The 4339-nt window shown below is 63.2% G+C and carries 4 protein-coding genes; all 4 read right to left on the reverse strand.

What is annotated here, in order from left to right; all coding sequences use genetic code 11:
- Positions 1–185: 185 nt before the first annotated feature.
- Genes OC610_RS22035 through iolE form a run of 4 tightly spaced genes read right to left on the reverse strand, consistent with a single transcriptional unit; the run spans position 186 to position 4273 of the window.
- Positions 186–1007 (reverse strand): TIM barrel protein, encoded by an 822-nt coding sequence (locus OC610_RS22035; RefSeq protein ID WP_264430756.1) that lies wholly within the window; start codon positions 1005–1007, stop codon positions 186–188.
- 33 nt (positions 1008–1040) lie between these two features.
- Entirely contained in the window at positions 1041–2543 is a 1503-nt protein-coding gene (locus OC610_RS22040; protein WP_264430757.1) for a CoA-acylating methylmalonate-semialdehyde dehydrogenase, read from the reverse strand.
- A gap of 30 nt (positions 2544–2573) precedes the next feature.
- The gene (gene iolB, locus OC610_RS22045) at positions 2574–3383 is read right to left on the reverse strand and encodes a 5-deoxy-glucuronate isomerase (protein WP_258650593.1); all 810 of its coding nucleotides are present in this window, start codon (positions 3381–3383) and stop codon (positions 2574–2576) included.
- The gene (gene iolE, locus OC610_RS22050; RefSeq protein WP_264430758.1) at positions 3380–4273 is read right to left on the reverse strand and encodes a myo-inosose-2 dehydratase; all 894 of its coding nucleotides are present in this window, start codon (positions 4271–4273) and stop codon (positions 3380–3382) included. The genes iolB and iolE overlap by 4 nt, the downstream gene beginning before the upstream one ends.
- Between the last annotated feature and the right edge of the window lie 66 nt (positions 4274–4339).

A 4339-nucleotide genomic window follows, 5' to 3' on the forward strand; every position in this document is an offset into this window, starting at 1 on the left:
GGGCCTGGGCCATGGTCAGTCGTGTTGTGGTCATGCTTGCACCTTTTTCAAACGCAACTCGGTCAAGTGTGGGAGCGAGCTTGCTCGCGATGACGGCGGCACACTCAACTTCTAAGCTGCCTGACACACCGCTATCGCGAGCAAGCTCGCTCCCACAGGGGTTCTCCATTGTTCAGGGAGCCGGCTCAGGCCTGCGAGCTTTGCAGGTGGCTCATGCTCGCCCCCAACGCCTGGCGGATGTCGGCCAATTCATGAACGCTCTCGGCGAAGGGTTCGAAGGACAGGTAGCCGTCATAACCGCCACTCACCAGCGCTTCAATCTGCGCGGCATTGCCGAGAATATCGCCCTCGCCCACCAGCACCCGGTGGCCGTCACGAATCGTCGCCAAGGGTGCCTTGGCATCCTCGACCCCGGAGATGTGCACCAGCCCGGTCAGCTCAGGGAAGAATTCCTGCTCGCCGGCCAGATGATGGTGGAAGGTGTCATGCACCAGGCGGAACACGTCCAGCCCGCCAATGGCCTTGATCGCTTCCACCGCCGCGCGTTTGCGCCGCAGCGAGCACTCCTCGAAACCCAAAGGCTCGATGAAACCGTAGATGCCGAAGGCGCGCAGGATCGGTGCCAGCTCACTGAGGGCCGTGCGCAGCCCTGCCGCACGTTCGGCCTCGCTGCGCGGGTCGGCGCGGTCGTTGAGCGGGCACATCACCAGCCCTTCGGCGCCGCACTCACGGGCATAGTCGGCCAGGCGCACGGCCTGGGCGCGACGCTCTTCGTTCCACACGTCAAACGGGTACAGGGCGTTGATCGACAGCACCTTGATGTCGCGTGCCTCGCACAACTCGCGGACGCGGGCCGGGGGCATGCCGTCTTCGATCTCGACACCTTTCAGATCATTACGAATCTCGATGGCATCGGTTTTCAACGCCAGCGCCAGGTCGATGAAAGCGGGCAGTGACAGGCGCGGGGCAACCATTCGGTTCAAGGCAAAACGCAGGGGCTGGTTCATTGTTGTTCTCCCTCCGGCATTCATAAAATTGAGTTATTGGGCAGTGGGCATGCTGAATTCGGGGCCCTTGGCGATGCTGTCGGGCCAGCGCTGCATCACACTCTTGTAGCGACTGTAGAAACGCAGGCCTTCCTCGCCATAGGCATGGTGATCGCCGAACAGCGAACGCTTCCAGCCGCCAAAGGAATGCCAGGCCATCGGCACCGGGATCGGCACGTTGATGCCCACCATGCCGACCTTGATGCTGCGCGCGAACGCCCGGGCGATGCCGCCGTCACGGGTGAAGCAGGACACTCCGTTGCCGAACTCATGGGCGTTGATCAACGCCACGGCCGTGGCGAAATCCGGCACGCGAACGATGCCCAGCACCGGGCCAAAGATCTCTTGCTGGTAGATGCTCATCTCGGCGGTGACCTGGTCGAACAGCGTCGCGCCGACGAAAAATCCTCGCTCGGCCCCCGGCACCTTGAAGCCCCGACCGTCGACGATCAGCCGAGCGCCCTCGGCAACACCAGCGTCGATAAAACCTTCTACCTTGGTCTTGTGCTCGGCGGTGACCAGCGGCCCCATGTCGATGCCGGGTTGCTGGCCATTGCCGACCTTCAATTGGTCGATACGCGGCAGCAGCCGGGCGATCAGTTCATCGCCGACATCGCCCACCGCCACGGCAATGGAGATTGCCATGCAGCGCTCGCCGGCCGAGCCGTAGGCCGCGCCGATCAAGGCGTCCGCCGCCTGGTCGAGGTCGGCGTCAGGCATGACGATCATGTGGTTCTTCGCCCCGCCCAGGGCCTGCACGCGCTTGCCATGCGCGGTGCCCTGCTGGTGGATGTATTCGGCGATGGGCGTAGAGCCGACAAAGGAAATCGCCTCGATATCCGGGTGCTGCAACAGCGCATCCACCGCCGCCTTGTCGCCCTGGACCACGTTGAAGACGCCGTCCGGCAAGCCGGCTTCAGTCAACAGGCGGGCCATCAGCAGGCTGGCGGACGGGTCGCGCTCCGAAGGTTTGAGGATGAAGCAGTTACCGGCAACCAATGCCAGCGGAATCATCCACAACGGCACCATCACCGGGAAGTTGAACGGCGTGACGCCGGCGCACACACCCAGCGGCTGGCGCAGGTTCCAGTTGTCGATGCCGCCGCCGATGTTGTCGCTGAAATCGGTCTTGAGCAGGCTCGGTGCACCGCAGGCGTACTCGACGATCTCGATGCCACGGGTGACTTCGCCATGGGCATCGGACAGCACCTTGCCGTGTTCGCGGCTGATGATCTGCGCCAGTTCATCGTGATGGCGGTCGAGCAGTTCCTTGAACTTGAACATCACCCGCGAACGGCGCAACGACGACTGCTCGGACCAGGCCGGGAATGCCGCCAGCGCCGAGGCCACCGCCGCGTCAACGGTACTCGGCTCGGCCAGGGCCACCCGCGCCTGCACCGCGCCGGTCGCTGGGTTGAAGACATTGCTGGAGCGAGCGGTGTCGCCGTCCTGCACGTGGCCGTTGATGTAATGGCCTATTACCGGGGTGTCGCTCATTGTCCTGGTTCTCCGTTGGAATGTTCGAATTCAGAGGTCGAGCAGCCAGCTGTGCTGCGGGTCGTTATGGAACTGCCAGACGCGTTTCGGACCGGCCATGACATTCAGGTAATACGACTCGTACCCGTAGGGCACGCTGACCGGGTGGTAACCCTTGGGCACCACCACCAGATCGCTGTTTTCCACCGCCATCGCCTGGTCGATGCTGCGGTCGTCCGTGTAGACCCGCTGGAACACGAAGCCCTGGGACGGGTTGACCTGGTGGTAATAGGTTTCTTCGAGAAAGCTCTGGTGCGGCAGGTCGTCGGTGTCGTGCTTGTGCGGCGGATAGCTCGATGAATGACCGGACGGCGTGCGCACTTCCACCACCAGCAGCGAATGCGCCGGCTCGCTGTCGGGCAGGATGTCGCAGACGTAGCGGGTATTGGCGCCCTTGCCACGCACGCTGCGTTTCATGCTGTCCGGACGGATCAGCCGTGGACCATAAGTATGCTGGGCAGCCCCCGGTGCGGCGCACACCGCCACCTGCACATCGCTCAGGGCGGTGACTTGGGCCTGGCTGCCGGGCGGGAGATACGCCGCGAAGGGTGATTTGTCCTCGAACACCGATTGGCGATCACCGAGGTTGTCCCAGTTGAAGGCTCCCTGCCCTGGCGCCTCGCCCTTGAGGTCGATGCGTCCGCTGAGCAGGACTACGCACAATTCCTTGTCACCGGCCATCACCGGAAGGGTTTCGCCGAGGCTCAGGCGGTAGGCGGCGAACCCCACGTACTCCAACGCGCCATGGGGTAGTTCGACCAGTTTTTGGCCACTGGGATTGCTCTTGATCAACAGGCTCATGCCGGCATCCTCTCTTGCAGCAGGGCACGCAAGGTGTCGTAGCCCTTCTTGGCGTAGACATAACTCGGCGCTACCGCCGGATCCTGCTCGGCTTCCACCACGAGCCAGCCGTGGTAATCGGCGGCGAGCAGGACATCGAGCAACGCGGCGAAATCGATGTCGCCGTCCCCCGGCACGGTGAAGGTGCCGTTGATGATGCAGTCGGGGAAACTCCAGAGGTTGTTGCGTGCCAACTGCACCACCGGTTTGCGCACGTCCTTGAAATGCACGTGGCAGATGCGCTCGATGTGCTTGCGCAGGACTTGCAACGGTTCGCCGCCGCCCATGTAGCAATGGCCCGAGTCGAACAACAGGCCCACTTCGCTGCCGGTCAGGGCCATCAACTTGTCGATGTCCGATGGCGACTCGACGTAGGCGCCCATGTGGTGGTGATACGCCAGGCGCACGCCTTGGGACAGCGTGAAGCGCGCCAGTTCGGTGAGCCTGTCGGCGTAGGCTTGCCAGGCTTCGTCAGTGTGGAAGCGCGGGCGTTCGATCAGCGGGATGCGCTGGCCCTGGATCGAGTCCGCCACCTCGCCATAGACCAGCACCGTCGCGCCGTTTTGCGCCAACAGCTCGACATGGCTGGCGATGGCGTCGATCTCCTCGGCGGCCGAACGCCGCGCCAGGAGACTGGAATACCAGCCGGACACCAGCGCCAGGTCATACGGGCGCAACACGTCGCCGACGCCCTTGGCGTCCTTGGGAAACTTGCCGTTGAGCTCGAAACCTTCGTAGCCGATTTCCTTGCCTTCGCTCAACGCCGTGCTCAAGGGCGTTTCGCCGCCGAGGGAGGGCAGGTCGTCGTTGCTCCAGGAAATCGGATTGATGCCAATTCGGATTGCGGGCATGGCTGCACCTTTTATTGTTTTCTCTAATGTTTAACCGATCAGCCGTGGCGAGGGAGCTTGCTCCCG

The sequence above is a fragment of the Pseudomonas agronomica genome (assembly GCF_025917275.1).
Lineage (GTDB): Bacteria > Pseudomonadota > Gammaproteobacteria > Pseudomonadales > Pseudomonadaceae > Aquipseudomonas > Aquipseudomonas agronomica.

Coding starts and splice junctions, on each gene's coding strand:
- OC610_RS22040 (WP_264430757.1), bottom strand. CDS start 2,543: ATGAGCGACACCCCGGTAATAGGCCATTACATCAACGGCCACGTGCAG.
- iolE (WP_264430758.1), bottom strand. CDS start 4,273: ATGCCCGCAATCCGAATTGGCATCAATCCGATTTCCTGGAGCAACGAC.
- OC610_RS22035 (WP_264430756.1), bottom strand. CDS start 1,007: ATGAACCAGCCCCTGCGTTTTGCCTTGAACCGAATGGTTGCCCCGCGC.
- iolB (WP_258650593.1), bottom strand. CDS start 3,383: ATGAGCCTGTTGATCAAGAGCAATCCCAGTGGCCAAAAACTGGTCGAA.